The 24,414-nt window shown below is 72.7% G+C and carries 23 protein-coding genes and 1 pseudogene; 14 read left to right on the top strand and 10 right to left on the bottom strand.

Annotation, left to right across the window (positions count from 1 at the left end):
• The first annotated feature begins 73 nt into the window (after positions 1-73).
• On the top strand, positions 74-529 hold the full coding sequence (locus tag ACIPXB_RS34025; RefSeq protein ID WP_401456317.1) for a helicase-related protein: 456 nt from the start codon (positions 74-76) through the stop codon (positions 527-529).
• 93 nt (positions 530-622) lie between these two features.
• Here ACIPXB_RS34025 and ACIPXB_RS34020 read toward each other — a convergent pair.
• Together ACIPXB_RS34020 and ACIPXB_RS34015 are read right to left on the bottom strand one after the other, a co-directional pair.
• Positions 623-799, bottom strand: a pseudogene (locus ACIPXB_RS34020) (type II toxin-antitoxin system RelE/ParE family toxin); the annotation flags it as partial.
• Positions 792-1,034: a type II toxin-antitoxin system Phd/YefM family antitoxin gene (locus tag ACIPXB_RS34015; RefSeq protein ID WP_401456370.1), complete on the bottom strand. Its 243-nt coding sequence runs from the start codon at positions 1,032-1,034 to the stop codon at positions 792-794. The gene ACIPXB_RS34015 and the pseudogene ACIPXB_RS34020, both read right to left, overlap by 8 nt.
• On the opposite strand from ACIPXB_RS34015, the gene ACIPXB_RS34010 reads away from it, so the two are divergent.
• Both ACIPXB_RS34010 and ACIPXB_RS34005 read left to right on the top strand, forming a co-directional pair.
• Positions 1,014-1,325 carry a type II toxin-antitoxin system Phd/YefM family antitoxin gene (locus ACIPXB_RS34010; RefSeq protein WP_401456315.1) on the top strand — a complete coding sequence of 104 codons (312 nt, stop codon included), beginning with the start codon at positions 1,014-1,016 and terminating at the stop codon, positions 1,323-1,325. The two genes, ACIPXB_RS34015 and ACIPXB_RS34010, sit on opposite strands and share 21 nt — an antisense overlap.
• Positions 1,322-1,576 (top strand): Txe/YoeB family addiction module toxin, encoded by a 255-nt coding sequence (locus tag ACIPXB_RS34005; RefSeq protein ID WP_401456314.1) that lies wholly within the window; start codon positions 1,322-1,324, stop codon positions 1,574-1,576. Before ACIPXB_RS34010 ends, ACIPXB_RS34005 begins: the two co-directional genes overlap by 4 nt.
• 28 nt (positions 1,577-1,604) lie before the next feature.
• On the opposite strand, the gene ACIPXB_RS34000 is transcribed toward ACIPXB_RS34005, so the two are convergent.
• The 4 genes from ACIPXB_RS34000 to ACIPXB_RS33985 all read right to left on the bottom strand — a co-directional run bounded on the left by ACIPXB_RS34000 (position 1,605) and on the right by ACIPXB_RS33985 (position 6,500).
• A complete protein-coding gene (locus ACIPXB_RS34000) occupies positions 1,605-2,186 on the bottom strand; it encodes a Uma2 family endonuclease (protein ID WP_401456311.1) in 582 nt (193 codons plus the stop codon).
• A 77-nt stretch (positions 2,187-2,263) separates the two neighbouring features.
• Positions 2,264-4,351, bottom strand: coding sequence for an N-6 DNA methylase (locus ACIPXB_RS33995; RefSeq protein WP_401456310.1), 2,088 nt, complete (start codon positions 4,349-4,351; stop codon positions 2,264-2,266).
• A gap of 304 nt (positions 4,352-4,655) precedes the next feature.
• Positions 4,656-5,375 carry a HEAT repeat domain-containing protein gene (locus ACIPXB_RS33990; protein ID WP_401456309.1) on the bottom strand — a complete coding sequence of 240 codons (720 nt, stop codon included), beginning with the start codon at positions 5,373-5,375 and terminating at the stop codon, positions 4,656-4,658.
• Positions 5,376-5,516: 141 nt separating this feature from the next.
• Positions 5,517-6,500, bottom strand: a complete 984-nt coding sequence (locus tag ACIPXB_RS33985) for an SMP-30/gluconolactonase/LRE family protein (protein WP_401456307.1) — start codon at positions 6,498-6,500, stop codon at positions 5,517-5,519.
• Positions 6,501-6,579: 79 nt separating this feature from the next.
• Between ACIPXB_RS33985 and ACIPXB_RS33980 the strand changes: the two genes are divergently transcribed.
• The 4 genes from ACIPXB_RS33980 to ACIPXB_RS33965 all read left to right on the top strand — a co-directional run bounded on the left by ACIPXB_RS33980 (position 6,580) and on the right by ACIPXB_RS33965 (position 10,680).
• Positions 6,580-7,017 (top strand): MarR family winged helix-turn-helix transcriptional regulator, encoded by a 438-nt coding sequence (locus ACIPXB_RS33980; protein WP_401456304.1) that lies wholly within the window; start codon positions 6,580-6,582, stop codon positions 7,015-7,017.
• A 221-nt stretch (positions 7,018-7,238) separates the two neighbouring features.
• Positions 7,239-8,531 carry an alpha/beta hydrolase gene (locus tag ACIPXB_RS33975; RefSeq protein WP_401456301.1) on the top strand — a complete coding sequence of 431 codons (1,293 nt, stop codon included), beginning with the start codon at positions 7,239-7,241 and terminating at the stop codon, positions 8,529-8,531.
• A 242-nt stretch (positions 8,532-8,773) separates the two neighbouring features.
• Positions 8,774-9,892, top strand: coding sequence for an alpha/beta hydrolase (locus ACIPXB_RS33970; protein WP_401456299.1), 1,119 nt, complete (start codon positions 8,774-8,776; stop codon positions 9,890-9,892).
• On the top strand, positions 9,889-10,680 hold the full coding sequence (locus tag ACIPXB_RS33965; protein ID WP_401456297.1) for a trypsin-like serine peptidase: 792 nt from the start codon (positions 9,889-9,891) through the stop codon (positions 10,678-10,680). Before ACIPXB_RS33970 ends, ACIPXB_RS33965 begins: the two co-directional genes overlap by 4 nt.
• Before the next feature lie 80 nt (positions 10,681-10,760).
• Here the strand turns inward: ACIPXB_RS33965 and ACIPXB_RS33960 are convergent, their stop codons facing one another.
• Both ACIPXB_RS33960 and ACIPXB_RS33955 read right to left on the bottom strand, forming a co-directional pair.
• A complete protein-coding gene (locus ACIPXB_RS33960) occupies positions 10,761-11,711 on the bottom strand; it encodes an EamA family transporter (RefSeq protein ID WP_401456295.1) in 951 nt (316 codons plus the stop codon).
• A 93-nt stretch (positions 11,712-11,804) separates the two neighbouring features.
• The gene (locus ACIPXB_RS33955) at positions 11,805-12,629 is read right to left on the bottom strand and encodes an isocitrate lyase/phosphoenolpyruvate mutase family protein (RefSeq protein WP_401456294.1); all 825 of its coding nucleotides are present in this window, start codon (positions 12,627-12,629) and stop codon (positions 11,805-11,807) included.
• Positions 12,630-13,164: 535 nt separating this feature from the next.
• Between ACIPXB_RS33955 and ACIPXB_RS33950 the strand changes: the two genes are divergently transcribed.
• From ACIPXB_RS33950 to ACIPXB_RS33920, 7 genes are all read left to right on the top strand, one after another.
• Positions 13,165-14,739: a S8 family peptidase gene (locus ACIPXB_RS33950; RefSeq protein WP_401456293.1), complete on the top strand. Its 1,575-nt coding sequence runs from the start codon at positions 13,165-13,167 to the stop codon at positions 14,737-14,739.
• Positions 14,740-14,837: 98 nt separating this feature from the next.
• Positions 14,838-16,100, top strand: a complete 1,263-nt coding sequence (locus ACIPXB_RS33945) for a DUF4190 domain-containing protein (protein ID WP_401456292.1) — start codon at positions 14,838-14,840, stop codon at positions 16,098-16,100.
• Positions 16,101-16,222: 122 nt separating this feature from the next.
• Positions 16,223-16,975: a GntR family transcriptional regulator gene (locus tag ACIPXB_RS33940; RefSeq protein WP_401456289.1), complete on the top strand. Its 753-nt coding sequence runs from the start codon at positions 16,223-16,225 to the stop codon at positions 16,973-16,975.
• A 418-nt stretch (positions 16,976-17,393) separates the two neighbouring features.
• A complete protein-coding gene (locus tag ACIPXB_RS33935; protein WP_401456288.1) occupies positions 17,394-17,579 on the top strand; it encodes an SPOR domain-containing protein in 186 nt (61 codons plus the stop codon).
• 43 nt (positions 17,580-17,622) lie between these two features.
• Positions 17,623-18,090, top strand: coding sequence for a (deoxy)nucleoside triphosphate pyrophosphohydrolase (locus ACIPXB_RS33930; RefSeq protein WP_401456286.1), 468 nt, complete (start codon positions 17,623-17,625; stop codon positions 18,088-18,090).
• 154 nt (positions 18,091-18,244) lie between these two features.
• Positions 18,245-18,673: an ATP-binding protein gene (locus tag ACIPXB_RS33925; RefSeq protein ID WP_401456285.1), complete on the top strand. Its 429-nt coding sequence runs from the start codon at positions 18,245-18,247 to the stop codon at positions 18,671-18,673.
• 158 nt (positions 18,674-18,831) lie between these two features.
• Complete coding sequence (locus ACIPXB_RS33920; RefSeq protein WP_401456369.1) at positions 18,832-21,408, top strand: SpoIIE family protein phosphatase; 2,577 nt, start codon at positions 18,832-18,834, stop codon at positions 21,406-21,408.
• A 100-nt stretch (positions 21,409-21,508) separates the two neighbouring features.
• Here the strand turns inward: ACIPXB_RS33920 and ACIPXB_RS33915 are convergent, their stop codons facing one another.
• A complete protein-coding gene (locus tag ACIPXB_RS33915; protein ID WP_401456283.1) occupies positions 21,509-22,225 on the bottom strand; it encodes a PspA/IM30 family protein in 717 nt (238 codons plus the stop codon).
• A 32-nt stretch (positions 22,226-22,257) separates the two neighbouring features.
• A complete protein-coding gene (locus ACIPXB_RS33910) occupies positions 22,258-24,414 on the bottom strand; it encodes a TPM domain-containing protein (protein ID WP_401456281.1) in 2,157 nt (718 codons plus the stop codon).

The following is a 24,414-nucleotide window of genomic DNA, read 5'->3' as shown; positions in this document are numbered from 1 at the left end:
TCCGACACCCGGGATGTGCCGGGTGTGGTGCAGCAGGCGCTTGCGGATGTGCGAGGCCTGAAGGGCGCGGTGGATGTCCGGTCCGTTCTCGGGGGCGTGGCCGCGCGTCGGCACGTCGGCGGCAGCTCGTCGGCGAGTGCGCCGCCCGCCCGGTCATGTGGTGCTGCTGACGCAGATCGAAGCGGGTGGGGTCGGCCTCAACGCGCAGGCAGCCTCTGTCGTGGTCATCTGCGAGCCGCAGATCAAGCCGACCATCGAGCACCATGCGGCGGTCCGGGCCCACCGCATGGTGCAGGTCCGCTCGGTCCAGGTGCACCGCCTGCTCCCCACGGGTGGGGTGGGCGAGCGGATGGTGAGGATGCCGGAGAACAAGTCGCGCCTGTTCGACGCGTACGCGTGCCGCAGCGCGGTCGCCGAGTCGATGCCGGATGCCGTTGACGTCTCGGACATTGCCCTGACCCGCCGCATCATCGAGGAAGAGCGGGCTCGGCTGGGCGCGGTCCGCAGCCAGTCCGCAGGACACCCGTAAGCAGCCGTCGGGAACCCACGCATCCCAACAAGGAAAGCCCAGGTCAGGGCCCTGGACCGGGCTCCGCCGCAGGTCAGGATCAGTCCGCAGACAGTCGCCGACTCGCAGGCGACGGCGTTCGGGCTGCGATACGAGTGCGGTCGTGTTGAAGCCGAGGGGGTCGGTCTCCAGCTCGGTCAGCTCGGCCAGGATGCGCAGTGCCGTGTCGCGAGGGATCTTCCGAAGCTCGGCCTGTGCCTCGGGGTGGAAGACGGTCCGGTACTCACTCACCGCGTGCCAGGGTCTCCCTCATGATGTCCTCGATCGGGATGCCGGGGGCAGGGTTGGTCATGCGTTCGTCGATGATCCGGTTGATCTCGCGCTCTTCCCACTCCTGGTACTTGCGCAGTACCTCGATGGAGACGACGGCGGCGACTTCCTTGCCTCGGCGCGTGATGATCGTGGGCACGTCGTCGCGGTCCGCGCGTTCCACGACTTCCGCCAGGTGGGCGCGCACGTCGCGGATGGACTCTATGGGTCGATCACCGCGAGCGAAGCCCGCAAGGCTCTCTTTCCTCTGATCAAGAAGGTCAACGACGATCACGAGGCCATCGAGATCGTCTCCAAGCACGGCAACGCCGTACTCGTCTCGGCCGAGGACTATGCGGCCCTGCGCGAGGGCTCGTACCTGCTGCGCTCGCCGGCGAACGCCCGTCGGCTGCTCAAGGCGTACGAGAACGCCCTGGCGCACGTCAACGTGTCCGAGCGGGAGCTGATCGATCCGGATTCGACGGACGCGGGTGCGGGTGCCGCGTGAGGCTCGTCTTCGAGGATCAGGGCTGGGACGACTACACGTCCTGGCTCAAGAACGACCGCAAGATCCTCGCCCGGATCAACAGGCTGATCGAGGACGTCAGGCGCGACCCGTTCGCCGGCATCGGTAAGCCCGAGCCGCTGAAGTACCACCTGCCGGGGGCATGGTCGCGGCGGATCGACGACGAACACCGTCTCGTCTATCTGGTGACGGACAAGGAGATCATCATCCTCGCAGCCAGATACCGCTACTGACTGCCCGGGTGGGCCTGCACAGCAGCGTTCAGCTGCTGCGCGGGGGTGTGAGCGTGTCGAGGTCCAGGCTGATCTCGAAGGGCACCGGGCGGTGCAGGGTGCCCCGGAAGATGCCGGCGGGTGCGTAGGAGCCGGTCGGTTCGTCGAGCTCGTAGACGTGGACGACGGGCGCGCCGTCCACGTCGTCGATGCACCAGTAGTGCGGGATGCCGGCCTCCGCGTACTTGCGGAGCTTGACCGTGCGGTCCCGGTGGGCGGACTCGGGGGAGACGACCTCCGCGACGAGCAGCACGTCATCGGGGGCGTAGCAGGTGCGGTCGGGGTCGTAGGGCAGGTTCGTCAGCAGGAGGTCCGGCTCGGGGCGGTTGCGGGCATCGAGGCGGATCGTCATCTCCCGCTCGACCTCGACGCCGGCCGGTGCCTGCGCCATGAGCGTGGTGGTCAGCGCGGTGAGGAGACGACCGTGCCAGGACCGCTGGGGCGACATCATGAATACGAGGACTCCGTCGATCAGCTCGGTGTGGCGCGGGGCCTCGGGGAGGTGGTCCAGGTCCTCCGCGAACCAGCCTTCCGCGCGGGGCGGGCGCATCCAGTCGGGCAGTGCGGTCATGGCTTCACGGTAGCGGCTGGGGCCGCAGCGGGCCGGGTGCTCCTGTAGCCCCGGCCCCCCCGCCCTGCTACGGGGGCCTACCGCGTGGGGACGATGCCGCCGTCCAGCGCGTCCCGACGGATGTGTTGCGTCAGGGCGAGCTGTTCGCGCAGCAGGCGCTCATGTTCGTCCAGCCGCTTCATCGTGTCGGCGATCGCCTGCTGGGTCGTCAGGCCGGGCAGGACCACGGGCAGCTCACCGAGCACGTCGAGGGAGATCGTCTTCATCTTCATGCTTCCCGTGGAATGGGCCTCCAGCCACGTACGCGCCTCTGGACCGCGCAGGTACGCGGCGAAGTAGTCGGCGTCGAGCCCGGCAGGCGGGCGCAGCAGGAAGCACCCGGTGCCGCACACCCAGCCGCGCTGTTCCTCGCGGACGACGGCGGCCCGCCCGAGTTCCCCGCGGCGTGCCAGCACGACGTCGCCGGGGCGGAGGCGGAAGCGTTCCAGTCGGCCGGCGTGCCGTTCGCTGATGTGCCGGATGCTCGCCGTGCTGAAGCCGCTGCCGGTCAGGTCCTTGGGCATCACGACGGGGACGCCGCCGGCGTCGACGTAGTCGTCGGCGCGGATCAGGCTTCCCGACGGTCCGGCGAGCAGCTGGCCCGGAGCGTCGAGCCCCCCTTCCCCGGTGTCCGCCAGCACCCGCCGGAGCGGCACGCGCGGGGTGCCGGTCCCGGTGCGCGCCACCCGCTCGCTCCGGTCGAAGCTCTGGTGGAGGCGCGCCGTCGATCCGGTCGCCGATGCGGCCTGCTCCACCAGGTGGTCGAGCCGGCGGCGTACGTCCAGTGCCGCGGTCGGTTGCTCGAGGGCAGGCGCCACGTACAGCTTGGGGTCGAGGGGGCATCCTTCGTTCTCCAGGATCTCGTCGTACGGGACCGAGCGGGAGAATCCGGGTTCTTCGGGGGTCGCGAGGGGAGAGCGCAGCCAGGCGTGGAACCTGTCGCTGATGCGGCGCCGGTCCGCCGGACCGAGTGCGCGCGCCTGGCGCGGACCCTGCGTGCCGAGCCGGCTCGCGTCGATGAAGAGGACGGACCCGGTCTCCCCGTCGGGGAGATGGCGAGAGGCGTCACGAGCCAGTATCCAGAGGTGCACAGGAACGGTCGTGTGGGGCGAGAACATCCCCTCCGGTAGCGCGACGACGGCGAGCAGCGCCCTTCGGGCCAGCAGGCCCCGGCGGTTCTCCTGCGCTCGATCGCGTACGGAGGCAGCGCCCGTCGGCATGATCAGGGCCGCCTTCCCCGTCTCGCTGAGCCGGGTCCACGCGAGTTGGATCCAGGCGAAGTTCGCGCTCGACTCGGGCGGCGTTCCGAAGGGCCAGTCGAGGTTCTCCAGTCCCTGGACACGCTGGTTGAACGGCGGATTGCACATGACGAACTCGGCCATGCCGCTGCCCGGACCCCGGAACAGCGACCCGGGGTCGGAGGCACCCACGAAGGGCCGCTCGACGCCGTGCAGGGACAGGTTCAGCATGGCCAGTTGGGGGTTGCGGTGATCCAGGGCGTAGCCCTCGAACGAGGCTGCGCCACCGTGACCCTGTTGCGCGACGTACTGGGCCGCGGCGGTGAGGAACCCGCCGGTGCCGCAGGCGGGGTCGAGCACCCGGTCGCCGGGCTGGGGGGAGAGGGCCTCCACGAGCAGCCGTGCCAGCGAGCGAGGGGTGTGGTACTCGCCCGTCCGGGCCGTGCTCTCCGCGGCGAACCGTTCCAGGAGCAGGTCACCGACTTCTTCGAGTCCGGCCTCGGCGGCCGCGGGAGGCTGCTGGAGCGCGGTGAGGAAGGCCGCCACCCAGGGCAGGTCGTCCGCCTCGCCCCTGTCTGCGAACACGCTCTGCGGATTCCAGGGTGTGAGTACGGGAAACCGGTCGTGCCGGGAAGCGAGGAGCAGCGCGTCGTTCAGGTCCCTCAGCGGGGGGGAGCCGGTCTGTGCCTCCGCAAGGGCTCGGGACCACCGCTTCGTGAGTTCCTCGCCCGGGTCGTTCGCCGGGTCGATGAACCTGGCGAGCACCAGGATGGCGAGCATGGCGGTGAGGTCGCGGTCCGTGCTGCGGCCCCGCTGAAAGGGTACGTACGTCCGCCACAGCCGGTCCACGGCCACCGCGGCGGGGCCGTTCGCGCCCGTGCTCTCCATGGGGAACTCCTATCGGAACTGGCCGTGCGCAGGTGCCCTGCGCAGTTTTCTGCCCGGACTTCGTCCTCAGGGGTCCTCCAGGATCCTCCGGATCCTCTCTCGGCGTGCTCTGAGGAGACGTCACCAACGTAGCAGGGCACGCCGGTTGGTGCCGGGGTGCGGACGGCGTCGCGTATCGCCCGATGGAGAGCTGCGCAGCGAGGCTGCGCGAAAGTCGTGCGGAGATCTTGCTGCTCGCGAGGGCCGGGGAGGGAGCGCGGTGTGGGGGAGATCCTCGCCAGTGGGCCTTTGGCTGTGGCGCAGCTCACAGGGGGTACAGGTCGGTGCGGTTCATCCAGGTGATGTCGACGAAGATGTCGTCGCCCACGGGGGTTTCGGTGGCTTCCAGCAGGGACTGCGTGCGCGTCTCCTCGACCAGGTCCGCCCAGGGGGCGTACCAGTCGGGCTGCCAGTCCGGCCGGGTCCAGGAGGGGAAGTACCGTCGCCCGCCCACCCATTGCACGAACTCGGAGCAGAGGATCACCTGGCCGTGGTCGGCGAGGTCGTTGATCACGTCTGCGAAGCGGGCCGAGGGCCAGCCGGGGGAGTCGTCCGCCGGGGCGGCGCGCAGGCTCGCGGTGAGGGGCGGGACGACGGGGGTACGGGCGCCGAGGTCGGTCAGGGCCTGGCGGAGGGCGACCGGCTCGTGCCAGTCCGGGGGCGTCCTGCGGTCCAGGCAGGCACGGTAGGCCCGGCGCACGGGTTCCGCTGCGTCCGTGAGCCCCAGGTGTGCCAGGGCCGTCGCCGCCCACGACCTGACCACGGGATCGTCATCGTCCAGGAGGGCGATCAGGGCGGGCCCGCAGCGCGGGTCGGCCACCTCTTCGAAGACCTCGATGGCGGTCAGGCGGCCGTAACTGCCCAGGCCGGGCAGTGCGTCGGCGATCGCGGGGACCGCCTCGGGACCGATGGCGATCAGCCGTACGCGGGCGGCGTACGAGGCGTCGTCGTCGCCGTCGAGCTGCTGGACGAGGTCGTGGTGCACGGAGAGCAGTGTCGGCTGCGCAGTGAGGGTGCTGCCATCGGTTTGTGGGGTCCCGGGGTGCTGGGACGGTCCTGTGGTGGGGTGGGCCCGGCCCTTCGGTTTTCCGGGGTGGGTGGGGAAGGGCCGGGGGGTTGGGGGGCGTCAGAGGGTGTGGAGTGCGGCCACCGTGAAGGTGGTCGGGCGGCCCGTCGACGGGGTCATCGGGCCGTCCTTGTCGAACTGGCTGCGGACCACCAGGGTGCGGCCCCGCGTGTGGGTCAGGGTGGTCGGGATCTGGAGCGACGGGTCGGTGAGGGTGCGGACCAGGTGGGCGTGGCGGCCGTCGCGGGAGAGGTGCCACCGGGTCAGGGTGTTCGTGGTGTTGTGGGCCACGCGCAGGGTGGCGCCGTCGGTGGAGAGGGCCAGCCCGTCGGCGTGGGTGAGGTCGCCGCCGTGCAGCGTGACCCGGCTGACGGCGCCCGTGCGCAGGTCGACGCGGTGCAGGACGCCCGCCGTCATGTCCACCGCGAGCAGGAAGCGGCCGCCCGGGTCCGAGACGATGCCGTTGAGGGTCAGGCCGCCGGGCGCGGTGTGCAGGTCGTACGCCGTCTCCAGGGTGCCCGTGCCCGCCGCGAGCAGCTCCGGGGTGACGCGGTGGATCACGCCGCGCAGGCTGTCCGTCAGGTAGGCGGTGCCGTCCGGGGTGATCGTCAGGTCGTTGATGAAGAACGGTGTCGTGCCCGTGGCCTCGAAGTGGGCCAGGCGGGCGCCGGTACGGGTGTCGTAGACCGCCACGCCCGTCGTCGAGTCCGTCACCCACAGGCGGCCCTGGGGGTCGACGGTCAGGCCGTTGGCCGTGTCGCGTCCGTCCGTGCCCGCCGCCAGGAACACCTCCGCCCGCCGGCTGCCCGGGCGGGCGCGGTAGACGGTGCCGTCCGCGTACGAGCCGACGTACACGTCGCCGGTGCGCCGGTCGGTGGTGATGCCCTCCGGGTAGACCTTGGCGCCGGGCAGGACGAACGCGGTGGATATCCGCTCCGCGGCGTGGGCGGAGGGGGCGGTGACGCCGGTGGTGAGGGTCGCGGTCAGGGCCAGTGCGACCAGGGTGGCGGCGGTGGCTGCCGTGGCGTTCTTCGTGCGCTTCATTCTGTGAGACCTCTCTTGATCGTGTGTGGTTGAAGCTAGATTAGAGCTCTAATGAACGCAAGAGCCTTAGGATGCTGGGATGACCTCCATGCCCGCCGAGGAGCGCATCGGCGCCTACCTCAAGCGCGCCGAGCAGGCCCTGCTCGCCACGAAGCACGCCGCGCTGAAGCCGGCCGGAGTAACGGTTCCGCAGTACGCCGCGCTGTTCGTCCTCTCCGAGAAGCCCGGCATCTCCGCCGCCGCGCTCGCCCGCGAGTGCGGGGTCACCCCGCCGACCATGACCACCGTGCTGAAGAACCTCCAGGAGCGCGGCTTCATCGAGCGGACCCCGCACGAGTGGCACCGCAACGTGCTGGAGACCCGGCTCACCGACGAGGGCCGGGCCGTGATGGACGTCGCCGACGCCGCCGCCGTACGGGTGGAGCGGGCGCTGGCCGCCGCGTTCTCGGCCGGCGAGCGCGAGCAGCTCATCGCGATGCTGGAGCGGGTGACCGAGGCGCTCGACGCGCAGCGGTGAGTGGGCTGGTGAGTGGGCTGGTGCGTGCGCCGGTGGGTGGGCTGGTGCGTGCGCCGGTCGGCGCTGGTGGGCGCGCCCGCGCGTGCCTCGGTGAGATGAGATTCACCTCATGTTTTGGCCGGGATGTGAAACCCGGCGCGGGGTTCGCGCATCAGGAGTAGAGGGAATCCCTAGCCGTTTCTGTCCCGTGGGGGCAGTCATGACCGTTCGGAGCGAAGTCCGTGCATCAGTACCCGCAGCGCCCGCGGCCCGATGACCAGCCGTACCCGGGACACCGGCCGCAGCAGCCCTATGGGCACGACGGTCAGGCCACCCAGGAGTTCCCCGCGTACCCGCCGCCGCCCCGCCAGCAGTACCCGTACGACCGCCAGCAGCCGCCGCAGCAGCAGCCGCCGCAGTACGGGTACGAGCCCCAGCAGCAGGAGTACTACGAGGCCCCCGAGCCGGTCCGGCCGCCCAAGAAGTCGAAGAAGAAGATCTGGATCAGCGCGCTCGTCGTCTGCGCGCTGCTCGCCGGCGGTGGCGGCTGGGCGTACTTCAAGACCGACTGGTTCGACGGCAACGGCGAGGCCGTCTCGTACGGCAAGACCCCGCCGGCCGCGGGCGGGGGCGGCGGCGCCGGCTCCGGTGCCCCGGCCAAGCCCACCGGCGACCCGGACGTGTCCCTGCCCACCGGCCCCGCGGCGGCGTTCAAGCAGACCACCAAGCTCGACGACGGCACGCGCATAGCCAAGACCCGCCTCAAGGGCGCCAAGTCCGGCTTCGAGAGCGACGTCTGGGTGTGGACGCCCAAGGAGTACGACGACCCGAAGTACGCCAAGTCCGGCTTCCCGGTCCTCATCGCGCTCCCCGGCGGCAACGGCTTCCCGGCCAACTACTGGGCCGACCGCAGCCTCGGCCTGCAGAAGGCGATCGCCGAGCAGGCCGAGAAGGGCAAGAGCCTGCCCTTCGTCGTGATCATGCCGGTCCTCAACCCGGACGCCAAGTACTACTACGACGGCTCGGACATACCCAACCAGCCCAAGATGGGCACGTGGATGTCCGAGGACGTCCCGGACTTCGCCAAGGCCAACTTCCGCACCTACAAGTCCCGTGACGGCTGGGCCTTCATGGGCAACTCCTCCGGCGCCTTCGTCGGCCTCAAGCAGCTCATGCAGCACCCGGACAAGTTCAAGGCCGTGATCGCCAATGGTGGCGAGGTCGTGCCCGACTCCCCGCTCTGGAAGGGCTTCCAGAGGGAGATGGACGCGAACAACCCCGAGAAGCTCGCCCAGAAGCTGATCGACAGCAAGGGCCCCGAGGTGACCGTCGCCTTCCAGTACGGCACCAAGGAGGGCGGCCGGGCCCGGCTGGAGAAGTTCCAGCAGAGCTACGGCAAGGGGCCGGTCAAGGTCACGATCTACGAGATCCAGGGCGGCGACCACAACGGCTGGGACTACGTCCGGGGTATGAAGGAGAATGGCCTGGAGACGATCAGCAAGGTGATGAAGGGCCCCAAGCCCAGCACCGGCTGATCCCCGGCCCGGCACACGCCGGTCGCCCACCGGCCCGGCACCGGCCGGTCGCCCGCCGATCGCCGGCCCGGCACCGGCCGGTCCCCAGCTGGTCCCCGGGTGTTCCCGGGTGTTCCCGGGTGTTCCCGGGTGTGCTCCCCGGGCCGTTCCCGTTGATCCTCCGGCGGTCTCCGGGCAACCCAATCGCTCGTTCCTGCCTCTGTAAGGGGGCAAGGGGGATCAACCAGAAACGGGACACTTCTGTGCAGCAAGACCAGCTGGAACAGCGCAGCCATCAGCAGCCGGGTCCGGGGGCGCCGGAGGCCGGGCCGGAGCCCGGGGCCCGCTCCCGGCGCCGCCCCTCGCGCCGTACGCTCCTGATCGGCGGCGCGCTCGTGCTCACCGTGGCCGTCGGGGGCGGTGCGGCGTACAAGTTCGGCCTCTTCTCCGACATAGGGGACCCCACGTCGTTCGGCAAGGTCCAGGAGGCCGCCGCGAACGGCGACGCGCGGGCCGGCGTACGGCTGCCGACGGGGCCGCAGGCAGAGTTCATCCGCACCAACAAGATGCCCGACGGCACGCAGATCGCGCAGACCACCCTCAAGGGCGCGAAGTCCGGCTTCACCGGCGACGTGTGGGTGTGGGTCCCCAAGGAGTACTACGACAAGCAGTACGCCAAGAGCGCCTTCCCCGTCCTGATCTCGCTGCCCGGCGGCCGCGGCTACCCCAAGAACTACTGGGGCACCGGCCCGGGCCTGGGCCTCCAGCAGGCCGTGATCGACGGCGCGAAGGAGGGCAAGAGCCTGCCCTTCATCCTCGTCATGCCGGTGATCAACGCCGACACCAAGAACCACTTCGACGGCTCGGACATCCCCGGTCAGCCCAAGATGGGCACCTGGATGGCCGATGACGTCCCGGATTTCGTGAGGGCCAATTTCCGCACCTTCACCTCCCGCGACGGCTGGGCCTTCATGGGCTCCTCCTCGGGCGGCTTCGGCGCGCTCAAGCACGTCCTGAAGCACCCGGACCGGTTCAAGGCCGTGATCGCCAGCGGTGTGGACATCGTGCCCGATTCCCCGCTGTGGAAGGGGAACACGCAGGCCATGGACGCGAACAACCCGGAGAAGCTGGCCCAGAAGCTGATCGCCAAGGGCGGCCCGGACGTCTACATCAACTTCCAGATCGGCACCGCCGAGTCCGGCCGCGACAAGGCCGAGAAGTTCATGCGGGATTACACCAAGGGCCCCGTGCACACCCGGCTCCAGGTGATCCAGGATGGGGAGCACAACGGAAAGTCGTACGTACGAGGAATGAGGGAGGGATCGCTGGAGTGGATCAGCAAGGTGATGTCGCCCCCCACCCCCGATCCCGGCGCGCGGTGAGCACAGCGGTCAAGGGCGCATCCGCCGCGGCCGCCGGCATCGCGGCGCTGGCGGCCGTGGCCTTCGTCAGGACGACGACGCACGAGGACATACCCGCCTCCCCGTTCCCGGCCGTGGGCGTGCTGATGGCCAACGGGGAACACTGGTGCACGGCGAGCGTGGTCGACAGCCCGAAGGGGAACGTCGTCGCCACCGCCGCGCACTGCGTGGCCCCCGAGGGGGCCGACGGGCAGCCGGGGGAGCTCGCGCACGACGGCCTCGCCATCGGTGAGCTGTCCTTCGCCCCCGCCTTCTCCGGCAGTTCGGGCAGCCATCCGCTGGGCCTGTGGAAAGTCCGCGCGATCCACGTCGACGAGCGCTGGACGCGGTGGGGCGAGGACACCGCCGATTACGCCTTCCTCACGGTCGAGCCCGACGAGGACGGCCGCAGCCTCCAGGACGCGGTGGGCGGCCGGGGCGAGGCCCCGATACCCGACTGGACCTCGGGGTACCAGCGCGACGTGACCGTCGTCGGGTACCCGGAGTCCGACCACAACCCGGAGAACAAGCCGGTCTCGTGCACCACACGGACCGACCACGACGAGGACGAGCCCGACATGCTGTACATCAGCTGCGCCGGCTTCTGGACGGGCACCAGCGGCAGCCCCTGGGTCGCCGACCGCGGCGGCCCGGGCCTGCCGGGCCGGCTGATCGGGGTCCTCAGCGGCGGGGACACGGACGTGGACTCCACCGCCGCCCTCTTCGACGGACGGGCGAAGGCCCTCTACGAGAAGGCCGCCCACGGCTGACGCCGACGGCTGGAGGGGCCGCGGCTGACCGCCCCGGCTGACCGTCCCGGCTGACCGCCCCGGCGTCCGGGGTATACCGGTCAGCCCTTGCGCTCGGTGGAGACGATCACACCGACCGCCAGTACCACGATCGCGCCACCGGCCACGATCGGCCAGGTCAGCGCCTCGTCGAGGATCAGGGCCCCCAGGATCACGGCGACGACCGGATTGACGTACGCGTAGGTCGCGGTCAGCGACAGCGGCGCCGACTGCAGCAGCCAGGCGTACGCGGTGAAGGCGACCAGCGAGCCGAACACGACGAGATAGCCGAGCGCCACCCACGAGCCGGTGGACACCTCGGCCAGGTCCAGCCCCCGCTGCTCCCCGCGCAGGAGGCCCACGGCCACCGCGCCGACACCGCCCACGATCATCTCGTACGCGCTCGCGGTGAAAGGATTCTTCGGCATCGGCAGCCTGCCGGAGGAGAACGAGCCCAGCGACCACAGCACGGACGCGGCCAGCACCAGGCCCACGCCCCACAGCGCCACCGAGCCGCTCAGCCCGGACGAGGTCAGCACCGCGAGCCCCGCCAGCCCCACCAGTACGCCGCCCAGGGTGCGCGGCGAGGGGCGGTCCCCGCCGCCCGCGCGCAGCAGTACCACCCACATGGGGACGGCGGCCACCAGCAGCGCGGCCAGCCCCGAGGGGATCGAGGTCTCGGCGAGCACGACCAGGCCGTTGCCGCCGAGGATCAGCAGCAGGCCGACCAGCAGGGCCGAACCGAGCTGGGCCCGGGTGACCTTCAGGGCCGCCGGGCCCTGCCGCCACGCCACGAGCGCGGTCAGCAGCAGCCCGGCGGTCACGAAGCGGGCGCCGGCGGAAAGGAACGGCGGCAGCGTCTCGACCACGACCCGGATGGCGAGGTAGGTCGAGCCCCACACCACGTAGACGATGGTCAGGGCCACCCAGACGGCGCCGGTGACCCGCTTCGCGGGAGAGGCGGCGGACGATGACTTCCCGGTGGTGCCCGCGACGGGCTTCGTGGTGTGCACGGCCGGATCCTAGGGGCGGTCGGCTGGTACGGCATCCGGTGTGCGGGCCGGCCCGGACCACGTCCGGCGGCGGCCGCGGCCGCACGGAAGGGTTCAGCGCGGGAACAGGCCGTTCAATTCCCCGTAGCCCAGGGAGCCGGCGAGCGCGTCGTACGTCCCCTTGGCGAGCAGTTCCTCGGTGGCCCGCCGCACCAGGGCGTACGCCGCCTCCGCGACCCACGAGCCGAGGCTGACGCGGGCCGCGCCGAGCGCACCGAGCTCGGCGACGCTCGGGGCGCCGGGGCCGGCCAGGACGTTCAGCGGCGCGTCGATCCCGGCCGCGAGCTCGGCGACGGCGGCCGGCTCGTGCACGCCCGGTACGAAGATCCCGCTGGCCCCGGCCTCCCGGTACGCGGCGGCGCGGGCCAGGGTCTCGGCGAGGCGGACCGGGCCGGGCTCGCCGAGCCCCCGGAGGTAGGTGTCGATGCGGGCGTTGATGTAGAGCGGGATCCCGGCGGCGTCGGCGGCGGCCCGGGCGGCGGCGAGCCGCTCGACGTACGCGGCGGGCTCGTGGGCGCCGTCCTCGAGGTTGATCCCGACGGCGCCGGCCGCGATGACGGCGGCGACCGTCTCGCCGACCTCGGCGGGGTCCGCGCCGAAGCCGCTCTCGATGTCGGCGGTCACCGGTACGCCGACCGCCCCGGCGACCCGGGCCACGAGGTCGACGGCGCGCTCGCGCGCGAGGGCGTTGCCGTCGGCCGCGCCGAGCGACCAGGCGACGCCGGCACTGGTGGTGGCGACGGCGGGCGCCCCGGCGGCCTCGACGAGCCGGGCCCCGGCGACGTCCCACACGTTGGCGAGGGCGAGCGGGGCGGCGGGGGTGTGGAGCGCGGCGAAGGCCTCGGCGCGGGCACGGGAGCTGTCACGATGCGTGGTCATGGGGGCAGTCCATCAGACCGGCGGCGCCGGGTCCGGCGGATTTCCGACACCTGCCGGAAGCCGAACCATGCCGGTACCGCGGCCGGCCGCGGACTCCGTGCGCGGCCTGCACGAAAGCTTCACAAACGAGTCCGGCGGGTCCGGCGCCACCCCCGGCCCGCCGCACCGGGCGGCCGGTGGCGAAAAAACGATCCGCCGCGGTGCCGGGCGGAGGGGGTGGCTCCGGCCGGGGGCACCGGCGGTGGTCTCGGGAGGAGCCGGCGCCCGCGCCTGTGGCGCGCGGGGCGGTCGAGACGGGGTGGACGGGGGCGGGCTGGCCGGAACCGGTATTGGGCCCCGGGCGGTCCTGTGCGTGGAGCCTTTGGCCGATCGTGGCCGTTGTGTGGCGCGCGTGTTACGCATCCGTCGTCCTCTTGTCGGATGGCGAGAACGTGGGCCAACCTCTTGGAGGCGACGGCCCGTCAGGCAACGGCGTTTGTCATGGGCATGTCGCTTCACCCCCCGCAGCGCACCACCTATGAGGAGGACCCCTCACATGTCCGTGATGCGTCATACCCGTCGCAGGCTCGTCGGCGTCAGTGCGACCGCCGTCGTCGCCCTCGTGCTCGGCGCCGCGTCCGCACTCCCGGCCGCGGCCGCCGGCGGATCCGCCGCGGAAGGCCGGATCGAGAACGCCGGCGCGGCCGGCACGGTCGCCGGCAGCTACATCGTGATCCTGAAGGACTCCGCGGCCCGCTCCACCGCCGCCGCGGGCAAGTCCGTCGCCGAGAAGCACGGTGCGAAGATCGACAAGGTCTACACCGCCGCGCTCAACGGTTACTCGATCGAGGCCTCCGAGGCGCAGGCCAAGAAGATCGCCGCCGACCCGGCGGTCGCGTCCGTCGTGCAGAACCGGACGTTCACCGTCAGCGCCACCCAGCCCAACCCGCCGTCGTGGGGGCTCGACCGTATCGACCAGGCCGCGCTGCCGCTCAACCAGAGCTACACCTACCCGGACAAGGCCGGCGAGGGCGTCACCGCCTACGTCATCGACACCGGTGTCCGGATCAGCCACTCCGACTTCGGCGGCCGCGCCTTCAACGGCTACGACGCCATCGACAACGACAACGTGGCGCAGGACGGCCACGGCCACGGCACCCACGTGGCCGGCACCGTCGGCGGCAACGCCTACGGCGTGGCCAAGAAGGCGAAGATCGTCGGCGTCCGGGTGCTCAACAACCAGGGCTCCGGCACCACCGCCCAGGTGGTCGCGGGCATCGACTGGGTGACCCAGAACGCGGTGAAGCCGGCCGTGGCGAACATGTCCCTCGGCGGCGGCGCCGACACCGCCCTCGACACCGCGGTGCGCAACTCCATAGCCGCCGGCATCACCTACGCGGTCGCGGCGGGCAACGAGAACACCAACGCCAACACCAAGTCCCCGGCCCGCGTGGCCGAGGCCATCACGGTCGGCGCGACGACCAGCACAGACGCCCGCGCCAGCTACTCCAACTACGGGGCGATCCTGGACCTCTTCGCGCCGGGCTCGAGCATCACCTCGGCCTGGAACACCGGGGACAGCGCCACCAACACCATCTCCGGTACGTCGATGGCCTCGCCGCACGTCGCGGGCGCGGCCGCCGTCTACCTCTCGCAGAACCCCGCCAGCACCCCGGCCCAGGTGAGCGCCGGTCTGGTCGGCGCGGCCACGCCCAACGTGGTGACCAGCCCGGGCACCGGCTCGCCGAACCTCCTGCTGAAGGTCGGCGGCGGCACCACCAACCCGCCCGGGCCGAAGTTCGAGAACACCGCGGACTACGCGATCAACGACAACTCCACGGTGGAGTCCCCGGTGACCGTCAGCGGGGTCGCGGGCAACGCCCCGGCCGCCCTCAAGGTCAACGTGGACATCAAGCACACGTACATCGGTGACCTGAAGGTCGACCTGATCGCCCCCGACGGCAGCGTGTACACCCTGCACAACCGCGGTGGCGGCAGCGCGGACAACATCCTCCAGACCTACACCGTGAACGCCTCCTCCGAGGTGGCCAACGGCAGCTGGAAGCTGCGGGTGAACGACAACGCCAACATCGACACCGGCAAGATCGACGCCTGGTCGCTGCAGTTCTGACCTGAACGGACGGCGTGGCGGGGGCGACCGGTCGACGGTCGCCCCCGCTGCGTACTATTCGCGCATTCGTTCGCGCCTTCCGTTGGAGCACCTGCCCCGTGAGCTTCCCGCCGCCGACTCCGCCGTCCTCCCCCCACTGGCCGCCACCGCAGTCCCCGCAGAACCCGCAGTCCCCGCAGAACTCGCAGCCCCCGCAGAACTCGCAGCCCCCGCAGAGCCCGTGGGCCCCGCCGCACCCGCAGAACCCGTGGGCCCCGCCGCCCGGCTTCCAGCAGCAGCGGACGCTCAACGGCTTCGCGGTCGCCTCGCTCGTGGTCGGGCTGGTCTGCCTGCCGCCGCTGGGCCTCGTGTTCGCGATCGTGGCGCTGGTCCAGATCGGGTCCAAGGGGCAGCGCGGGAAGCCGCTGGCCATCGCGGGCCTGGCCGTGTCGGTGGTGATGAGCGTCGTGATGGTGTTCTTCGTCCAGGCGGTCGGCCCCGAGTTCATGAAGGGCGTCCGCGAGGGGATGGCCGAGCGTTCCGGGGGCGGCGGGACCGCGGAGGGCCGGCGCACCGACATCGAGCGCGTGCGCCACGGCCAGTGCTACAACGTGCCCGGCGGCGACATGGAGCGGCGTACCGTCTTCGTCTTCGTCGTCCCGTGCACCGAGCCGCACCACGCCGAGGTCACCTCGGCGGAGGTCACGGTGGAGACGAAGGGCGGCTTCCCCGGTTACGACGCCATGGACCGGCAGGCCGAGGACGCCTGCTGGAAGGCCCAGGACGACTACGCCCCGGACTCCTGGGCGCTGCCCGAGTACGCCGAGATGTACTACTTCACCCCCAGCAAGGAGTCCTGGGTCCTGGGCGACCGCCGGATCATGTGCGTGATCGGGACGACGCGCGAGCAGCACAGCGGCAGCCTGGAGCAGGCCGGGGTGACGTCGGAGCAGGCGATCTTCCTCAAGGCCGCCAACGACGTCGAGTTCCAGCTCAGCGAGGTGCCGGACGAGGAGGACGTGGCCGTGGCGCTGCCCGAGTACCGGGCGTGGGCGCGCCAGGTCGAGGGCGCGCTGGCCTCCGAGACCACCGCCCTGCTGACGGTCAGCGGCAACAAGGCGGCGAAGCGGCCCGCCGACGCGCTGCGCGCGGAGGTGGACCGGGCGAGGGCGGCCTGGCGCAAGGCGTCCGAGGCCAAGGACGCGGCGGCGTTCGAGGACGCGTGGGCGGACGCGACGGACGCGGTCGGCATCGAGGCGGAGAAGAACCTGCGCGGGGCGCTGGGGCTGTCGACGACGGTCCCGAAGTGGCTGTCGGAGCGCGGCGAGGGCGGGAGCGGGGCCCCCGGCGCGGGCCGGACGCCGTCGCGCGAGGCGGCGTAACGCACGGTAACGGGTTTGGGGACCAGGCTTCATCACATCGGGTGAAACCCTGGCCCTTGCTTGCGGTCATCAACCACTGGTTGCCAGGCTGTTGCTGTCTGTCAACCTGATGGGAGTGGCCAGTGACTTTCGGTGAGCAGCCGGCCTATCTTCGCGTCGCCGGGGATCTGCGGCGGAAGATCGTCGATGGGTCCCTGCCCCCGCATACCCGGCTGCCCTCGCAGGCCCGCATCCGGGAGGAGTACGGCGTCTCGGACACCGTCGCGCTGGAGGCCCGCAAGGTGCTCATGGCGGAAGGGCTGGTCGAAGGCCGCTCCGGTTCCGGTACGTACGTACGGGAACAGCCGGTGCCGCGCCGCGTCGCCCGCTCCGGCTACCGCGAGGCCGGCCTGTCGACCCCCTTCCGCCAGGAGCAGGCGGACCCCACGGCCCGCGGCACCTGGGACTCCGGCAGTGAGCAGACCGACGCCCCGGCCGGGATCGCCGAGAGGCTCGGCATCGAGGTGGGCGAGCGCGTGATGCGCACGCGGTACGTGTTCCGGGACGCGGGCGAGGCGATGATGCTCTCCACCTCCTGGGAGCCGCTCGCCGTGACCGGCCGCACCCCGGTCATGCTGCCGGAGGAGGGGCCGCTGGGCGGCTGCGGCGTGGTCGACCGGATGGCCGCGATCGACGTGGTCGTCGACAACGTGGTCGAGGAGGTCGGCGCCCGCCCGGGACTGGCGGAGGAGATCCTGGCGCTCGGCGGGGTCCCGGGCCACGTGGTCCTGGTGATCAGCCGTACGTACTTCGCGTCGGGCCGCGCGGTGGAGACCGCCGACGTGGTCGTCCCGGCCGACCGCTACCGGCTGGCGTACCACATGCCGGTCCGCTGACGCGGGGGCCCACGGGCTCCCGTGGGCTTGCGCGGGCCTTCCACGCCGGCGCCGCCGCCCCGGCTTTCCGCGCCGGCGCCGCCCCGCCCCGGCCCGCCGCCGCCCGGGGGTGAACGGCGGGTTTCGGCGTGATGCCGAACGCCCCCACCTCCGGTGTCCGCCTCCCGCGTACGGCCTCCCCGGTCGGCCCGCCCGCCGGGCCCAGGGTGCGTACGGCCTGGCCCGGCCCGGTTCCGGCCGTCCGTGCGCCGGTGCTGAACCGGCGCGCGCGGCCCGCTCGTACGCATGGCCGGATGCGTACGCCTGCCAGGTACCTCTTCGTAAAAAACCGTATCCGCTCAGTAAAGGTCGGGCGTAAGCTCGGGCATATGCGCAATGCGGTTTCCTGGGCAGGTACGGCGGCGGAGGGTGGAGCGCGATGAACGACAGCGGTGCCTTGCTTCCGTGGCTGGTCATACGGCAGGACGACAACGGCAACCGCTACCGGGTCGGGCGCTACGCCACCCGGTCCGAGGCCCAGAAGGTCGCCGACAGCCTCGACGACCGCGGACACAAGCAGCTCTACTGGGTCGAGCGGATCGACCAGACCGCCACGGCGAACTGAACCGCACGGAACTCCCCGCGATGCGGTGGCATAGGCTCCGTCCATGACTGAACGAGTGGTCGTGGGCGGGGCCCTTTGTCATGAGGGGCGCCTGCTGGCCGCCCGCCGGAGCGCACCGCCCGAGGTCGCCGGCCGCTGGGAGCTGCCGGGCGGCAAGACCGAGCCGGGGGAGAGCGTCCCCGACGCCCTGGTCCGCGAACTGCGCGAGGAGCTCGGGGTCGAGACCGCGCCCGTGGACCGCATCCCGGGCGCGTGGCCCGTGCGGCCGGGCCTGGTCCTGCACGTGTGGTCCGTACGGCTGCTGTCCGGCACGCCCGCGCCGCTGGAGGACCACGACGAACTGCGCTGGCTCGGCCCCGACGAGCTGGACTCGGTGGACTGGCTCGACCAGGACCGCCCCGCGGTCGCCGAGGTGGGGCGCAGGCTGCGCGCCGCCGCGGCCGGGAACGTGGTCGCGGCCGGCGGCTCCGGCGGCTCCGGCGGGGCCGGGGCCGGGCCCGGGGGCGCGTAGGGCTCGCGCTGTAGGCCGTACGTGCCACAGTGCGCCGGTGGTCGGCGGATCGGGTGGTACGACGCCTTAATAACCGGGTATGTCGCTATTAATCCCTATCTCGTCCCTCTCTCGTCGCTGACGAACGGATCGGGGTCCGCTGCTGGCCCGGGAAGTGATCGGCGTGATCGACACAGACGGTGAATGCGCCGAGTGGGCCTTCCCCGCCGAACCCGGCGCCGTCCGCACCGCCCGGCACGCCGTACGCGGGGCCCTGCACGCGTGGGGTCTCGAAGCCGTCGGCGACGTCACCGTCCTGCTGGTCAGCGAGCTGGTCACCAATTCGCTCCGGTACGCCTCCGGCCCGATCGGGGTCCGGCTGGAGCGGCGTAAACAGGCCACCGGGAGCCCCGCGAGCGGCCCCGCGCTGCTCGTGGAGGTTTCCGATCCGCTTCCGGATCCGCCCCGCGAACGGGTCGCCACCCCCGACGACGAAGGTGGCCGGGGACTGCACCTGGTGGCCGTCTCGGCACAGCGCTGGGGGACCCGACACGGAAAATCGGGCAAGACTGTGTGGTTCGAGCTGGCCCTGCCCGGTGAGTAACAAAGTGACGGTTGGCTGACGCCCGGCCGGCCTGGCTGGAAATGACTGAGACCTTGCTGTGATCGTGAACGCCGTGCCGTCCGGGGCCGTGGTGCTGAATACTTCGGTCATGGCCGGTCCGGTTGCGGTGAGCTGGAGGGGACGGTCGCGTGAGCGAAATACCTGCGCAGGCACATCAGACGCGGGTGCCCGGGGAGGCGTGGCACGACGCCCTCTGGCACAGCAGTCCGCCTGGCTCGATATATGACTACATCAAGGTCGCGTCCTTCTCGATCGGGCCCGACGGTCTCATCGACCAGTGGAGCCTGCGCGCCCAGGAACTTTTCGGCCTGAGCGCCGATCGGACGGTGGGGCGCGACCCCGTCGAGGCGTTCATGCCGCCGGAACTGCGCGACGGCGGCCACCGCAAGGTCGCCGAGATCCTCGACGGCAACGAATGGACCGGGCTGGTCCCCTTCCGGATCCCCGGCGGCGACGGCCGGCACGGCGTGGCCGAGATCTATGTGATGCCCACCGAGACCGAGACCGCCGAGCGGGCCGCGCTCTGCGTCGTGGTCGACGTCCGCGCGCTGCGCAGGATCGAGTCCGATCTCGCGGCGTCCCAAGCCATTTTCGGACAATCTCCCTTCGGATTTCTGCTGTTCGGTACGGACCTGACCGTGCGGCGCGCCAACCGGCGCTTCGCGACCGTCTTCGGCGGCACCGCGGAGGAGCACCGCGGCCGCACCGTCCACGACTACCTCGCCCCGCACGAGGCGGACCGGATGACCGACGCCCTGCGGCGGGTGCTGGAGACCGGCGTGTCCGTCACCGACCTGCAGATCACCGGCGCCGCCCCCGGCAGCCGCGAGCACCGGCACTGGTCCATCAACCTCTACCGGGTGCACGGCGGCACCGGCCGGCCCATCGGCGTCGCCGGGCTCGGCACCGACGTCACGCGCCGCCACCTGGCCGCGCGCGAGGCCGCCGGTGTACGGCGCAACCTCGCCCTGCTGAACGAGGCGGGCCACCGCATCGGCAACTCCCTGGACCTGGAGACCACCGCCCGCGAGCTGCTCGACGTGACCGTCCCCGGATTCTGCGACCTGGCCGCCGTCGACCTCTACCAGGGGCTGCTGCTCGGCGACGACGACCGCCCCGCGCGGCCGCAGGGCCCGGGGGTGCCGACCCTGCCGGACCAGGGCGCGGCCCGGGTGCCCTCGGCCGAGCTGCGGCGGGTCGCCTTCTCCAGCGCCGTCTCCGACGCCCCGCTGTGGGGCCCGCTGGTCGCCGTCGGCGAGGTCCACCGCTACCCGGCCGCCTCACCGGCCGCGCTCGCCCTGCGGACGGCCCGGCCGCGGCTGATCGAGGGCGGCGGACCCGAGGACCTGGTCCAGTCGACGCTGGTCGTGCCGATGGTCGCGCACGACACGGTGGTCGGCCTCGCGCAGTTCTCCCGGACCAAGGGCAGCGAGCCCTTCGGGGAACGGGACCGGGCGGTGGCCGTGGAGCTGGCGGCGCGGGCGGCCGTATGCATCGACAACGCGCGGCTGTACCGGCGCGAGCACGAGCGGGCGCTGATACTGCAGCGCAGTCTGCTGCCGCCCGGCGACCCGGAGGCGGCGGGCCTGGACATCGCCTGCCGCTACCTGCCGGGCAACGCGGCGACCGAGGTCGGCGGCGACTGGTTCGACGTGATCGAACTGCCCGGGCACCGCACCGCGCTGGTCGTCGGCGACGTCATGGGCCGCGGCCTGCGGGCGGCCGTCGCGATGGGCGAGCTGCGCACGGCCGTCCGTACGCTGGCCCTGCTGGACCTGGAACCGGCGGAGGTCCTCACCGCGCTGGACGAGGTGGCGCGGGGGCTCGGCGCCCGCGGCGGCACGTCCCCGTCGCGGGCGCGGGGCGGGGCGGAGGACCTGGCGGAGGTCTACCTCGCGACCTGCGTGTACGCCGTCTACGACCCGGTGACCCGGCGGTGCACCATCGCCAACGCCGGCCACATGCCGCCGGTCCTCGTCGAGAACGGCGAGCCGGCGCTGATGCTGGAGGTCCCGCCCGGGATGCCGCTGGGCGTCGGGGGCGAGCCGTTCGAGGAGGTCGAGGTCGAACTGCCCGAGGGCGCGCTGCTGGCGCTCTACACCGACGGCCTGGTCGAGTCGCGCGACCACCCGCTGGAGGAGGGCCTGCGCGGTCTGCGCGAGGCCCTCGCCGACCCGGTCCGGCCGCTGGAGGACGTCTGCGACCACGTGCTGGCGACCCTGGACACCCGGCACGGCGAGGACGACATCGCCCTGCTGATGGCACGGGTCCAGGGGCTGCCGAGGGAGGCGGTCGGCGACTGGCAGCTGCCGCGCGAGGCCCGCTCGGTGGGCCGGGCCCGCGAACTGGCCCGGACCCAACTGCCCGCATGGGGCCTGGAAGACCTGCTCGACACCACGGAGCTCCTGGTCAGCGAGCTGGTCACGAACGCCCTGCGGTACGGGCAGGGCGAGATCCGGATGCGGCTGCTGCTGGACCGGACACTGGTGTGCGAGGTCTGGGACGCGAACCTGGCGCAGCCGCGGCGGCGGCGGGCGCGCGACACCGACGAAGGCGGCCGCGGGCTGCAACTGGTGGGGCTGCTGTCGGCCGGATGGGGGACGCGGCGCACGCACCGCGGGAAGACGGTGTGGTTCGAACTCCCGCTGCCGGGGGTGGCGGCGGAGCCGGCCTCGGAGCTGTCGGCGGAGGAACTGCTGAAGCTGTACGGCTAGCCGCGGCTAGCCGGGCTGATCGAGCCTCGCCGGCGTGTGAGGCGCGGGGGCGCGGGGGTGCGGGGGTGCGGGGGCGGAGCCCCCGCGGTCGGTGGCCCCGTCAGGCTGCCCGGCCCTTCAGGGCCGCCAGGCGGGCGTCGATCTCCGAGCGGCGGTCGAGGTCGTCCAGGGCCTCGAACTGCGCGTCCAGGGACGACGCCGCCAGCTCCCCCTTGCCCAGCGCCCGCGCCTCCTCCCGGCGGACCTTCTCCTCGAAACGGTGCAGCTCGCTCGTCGGGTCCAGTACGTCGATGTTCTTCACCGCGTCCAGCATCGTGTTCTGCGCCTGCGCCGACTTCGCCCGCGCCACCAGCTCGTCCCGCTTCGCCTGGAGCTGCGCCAGCTTCTCCTTCATCGACGTCAGCCCCGCCTTCAGCGAGTCCACGACCTGCGTCTGCGCCGCGATCGTCGGCTCCGCCGCCGATGCCTCCTGCTCCGACCCCAGCTGCCGGCCCAGCGCCACCTTGGCCAGGTTGTCGAAGGTGTCGGCCTCCGCCGTCGAGCCCGCCGCCCGCAGCTCGTCGGCCTTGCGGCTCGCCGCCAGGGCCTTGTTCCCCCATTCCGCTGCCGCGTCCACGTCCTCCCGGTGGTCCTGCTCCAGCATCCGCAGGTTGCCGATCGTCGTCGCCACCGCCTGCTCCGCCTCCGAGATGTTGTCGGAGTAGTCGCGGATCAGCTGGTCCAGCATCTTCTGCGGGTCCTCCGCCTGGTCCAGCAGTGCGTTGATGTTCGCCTTCGCGAGCTGGGTGACCCGGCCGAGGATGGTCTGCTTGCTCATGGACGTCCTTCTTCCATCGGGATGTCGGGTTGTCAGAAACGGCCGCCGCCGCCCATCCGGCCGCGCGTGCCACCACCCCCGAACGAGCCGGGGCCCGGGCCGGAACCGCCCCCGAACCCGCCCCCGTCCCCGAACCCGCCGCCGCCCCCGCCCCCGAAACCACCACCGAAGCCGCCCCCGCCGCCGAACCCCCCGCTCCCGCGCCCGCCCCGCAGCAGCTCGCCCAGGATGATCCCGCCCAGCACCGCGCCGCCCGTGCCACCGCCGGTGCGCCCGGCGTACGGATCGCGGTAGCCGCGCACGTCCTCCTCCGCCAGCCGCTGCGCCTCGCGGGCCAGCGCGTCCGCCCGCTGCGCCTCCGCCAGCGCGCCCGCCGCGTCCGAGCCGGCCAGCGCCAGCGAACGCTCCAGGTGGCGCTGGGACTCCGCCAGGCGGGTCCGGGCCTGGCTGCCGACCGCGCCGCGGCTGGTCGTGATGGAGGCCGTGGCCGCGCCGATCGCGCTGCGCGCCGAGAGCAGCGCCTGGTCCAGCAGGTTCCGCGCCCGCCGGTCGGCGCTCTCCCGCTCCCGCGCCCCCGCCAGCGCCTCGTCGAGCGCCGCGTCGGCCTCCTCCACCCGCCGCAGCGCGTCGATGGGGTCGTAGCGGCCGGCCGCCACCTCCCCGCGGACATCGCCCAGCACCGACTCCGCCCGTGCGATCCGGCCGCGCAGATCCGCCGTCGAGACCCCCTCCGGGGTGCCGGTCAGCAGACCCCGGGCGTCCGCCAGGTCGGTCTCGGTCTCCGTCAGCGCCCCGTCCAGCTTCCCCGCCGCCTCCGCCAGCTCCTGCGCCCGCCGGTCCACCGCCTCCACCAGCGTGCCCGCCTGGTCCACCGCGCCCTCCGCCGCCCGTACGTGCACCGCCGCCCGGCCGGCCTCGCCCGCCGCGAGCGCGGCCCGCGCCTCGCCGAGCTGACCGGTGGCGAACAGCAGCCGGTCCTCGGCCCGTTCGGCGTGCGAGGCCACCGGAGCGGCCGCCGAGTCGGCGTACCGCCCGGCCAGCGCCGTCAGGGTCGCCCGGGCGGTCGTGGCCCGGCCGGTCAGCTCCCGGAACCGGGTCTCGACCGCGGCCAGCGCCTGCGGGGCGTTCTTCTCCAGCGCGCGCAGCCGGTCGAACGCCGCGGCCTCCGCGTCCAGGCGCCGGCCGGCCTCCGTGCACCGCGCCACGATCTCGTCGAGCATCCGGCGCCGGGTCGCGTCGTCCTCGGGGTAGGCGTCGTCGAGCTGCTGGCGCAGCCGGAACGCGTGCGTCAGCTCGTCCTGGGCGTACGCGACGGCGTCCGTGAACGGCTGCGCGGCCTCCTCGCCGAACTGCGCCACGGCGAAGCCGAGTTCCTCGGTGCTGGTGCGCACCGCGTCGTCGGCCTCCACCAGCAGGGCCCTCGCCCGGGCGTCCAGTTCGGGCAGCGGCAGTTGCGCCGCGGCGCCCTCCCCCCAGCCGGGATGGGCCCGCGTGCCCGCCGTGCGCGGACCGCCGCCCCCGCGGCGCCTGGTGCGCCGGTAGGCGTACGCGGCCAGCGCGCCCGCCGCGCCGACCGCCACCACCGGCAGGACGTAGTCCCCGGCGCCGTCCGTACCGGTGGACCCGCCGCCCGGGTCGGCCGGGCCCGGGGTGATCGCGGGCGCGGTCACGGGCCGGCCGGCCAGCACCGCGTCGTAGCCGTCGGCCGCGCCGATCGCCGCGCCCGCCCAGTCGCTCTGCCGCAGCGCCGGCTCGATCGCGGTACGGGCGACCTGCGCCAGCTGCGCCTCGGTGAAACCGGAGTCGACGTCGGCCGAATAGGCGTAGCGCCGGGCCCCGGTCGCCACCGCCAGCAGCAGGTCGTCCCGGCCGAGCCCGTTGCGCTGCGCGGTGGCGTCGGCCCAGCTCTGCGCGGAGCGCCCGGAGAAGTCCCGTACGTACGTCACGAAGAGCTGGACCTTGTGGCGGTCGTAGAGCCGGCCGAGCGCGGCGGCGACGGCCGGCGCCCGGTCGCCGAGGGCGCCCACCCGGTCGGTGACCTGGCCCTGCTTCGACAGGTCGACCGGGTCCTCGGCCCGCGCGGCGGGCGCGTGGACGCCGTGGACTGCCGCGACCCCGCCGAGGCCCAGCAGCACGGACCCCAGCGCCAGCCCGGCCCGCACGACGGTACGTTTCTTCGGCGGCGTCAC

The organism is Streptomyces sp. NPDC090022 (assembly GCF_044748145.1).
Classification (GTDB): Bacteria; Actinomycetota; Actinomycetes; order Streptomycetales; family Streptomycetaceae; genus Streptomyces.
The sequence above is the reverse complement of the archived record's forward strand: the minus strand, read 5'-3'. Positions and strand labels throughout refer to the sequence as shown.

Coding starts and splice junctions, on each gene's coding strand:
- ACIPXB_RS33935 (WP_401456288.1), top strand. CDS start 17,394: ATGAACGACAGCGGTGCCTTGCTTCCGTGGCTGGTCATACGGCAGGAC.
- ACIPXB_RS33955 (WP_401456294.1), bottom strand. CDS start 12,629: ATGACCACGCATCGTGACAGCTCCCGTGCCCGCGCCGAGGCCTTCGCC.
- ACIPXB_RS33930 (WP_401456286.1), top strand. CDS start 17,623: ATGACTGAACGAGTGGTCGTGGGCGGGGCCCTTTGTCATGAGGGGCGC.
- ACIPXB_RS33950 (WP_401456293.1), top strand. CDS start 13,165: ATGTCCGTGATGCGTCATACCCGTCGCAGGCTCGTCGGCGTCAGTGCG.
- ACIPXB_RS33995 (WP_401456310.1), bottom strand. CDS start 4,351: ATGGAGAGCACGGGCGCGAACGGCCCCGCCGCGGTGGCCGTGGACCGG.
- ACIPXB_RS33915 (WP_401456283.1), bottom strand. CDS start 22,225: ATGAGCAAGCAGACCATCCTCGGCCGGGTCACCCAGCTCGCGAAGGCG.
- ACIPXB_RS33985 (WP_401456307.1), bottom strand. CDS start 6,500: ATGAAGCGCACGAAGAACGCCACGGCAGCCACCGCCGCCACCCTGGTC.
- ACIPXB_RS33980 (WP_401456304.1), top strand. CDS start 6,580: ATGACCTCCATGCCCGCCGAGGAGCGCATCGGCGCCTACCTCAAGCGC.
- ACIPXB_RS34000 (WP_401456311.1), bottom strand. CDS start 2,186: ATGACCGCACTGCCCGACTGGATGCGCCCGCCCCGCGCGGAAGGCTGG.
- ACIPXB_RS34025 (WP_401456317.1), top strand. CDS start 74: ATGTCCGGTCCGTTCTCGGGGGCGTGGCCGCGCGTCGGCACGTCGGCG.